Origin of the sequence: Bartonella phoceensis (assembly GCF_902825145.1) — a bacterium.
GTDB lineage: Bacteria > Pseudomonadota > Alphaproteobacteria > Rhizobiales > Rhizobiaceae > Bartonella > Bartonella phoceensis.
Window position 1 is genome coordinate 1 of record NZ_CADEAD010000054.1, and the last position, 412, is coordinate 412.

Annotated in this window: 1 protein-coding gene; it reads right to left on the reverse strand. The window is 39.6% G+C overall.

All coding sequences use genetic code 11. The annotated features are described in order from the left end of the window. Positions 1–313: 6-phosphogluconolactonase (locus J7R07_RS08050; RefSeq protein WP_208436326.1), on the reverse strand; the 313-nt coding region annotated here is incomplete at its 3' end. Positions 314–412 lie beyond the last annotated feature (99 nt).

Consider the following 412-nt stretch of genomic DNA (forward strand, 5'->3'; position numbering starts at 1 on the left):
GTCGTACAAAACGCGCTTTCGATACAAACTTTTGTAACAAATAACGCTGTACCATATGCTCATTTGAACGTTCATCGTGCGGAGAAACAAAACGTTCATCGACCAACGTGATAATGATATTTTGCCAATCAATATCCGCTTTTGATAAATAATGAAAAAACAATTCTGGCGTTTTACCACCAGATACGGCTAAAATCGCGCGCTTTCGCTCCAGAATAGCTATACTAAGCTCTGCTGCAACACGATCAGCCAACGCTAAAGCAAGAGTCGTGGGTGTTTCAAAATTTAAACGGTCAATAATCATTCCATGCATACTTAATGCTTATTACTCTAAACTAAATTATGCCATATACGCTTATCACGTTCCATCAAAACTGTGGAAGCAGATGGTCCCCATGATCCCGCACTATAT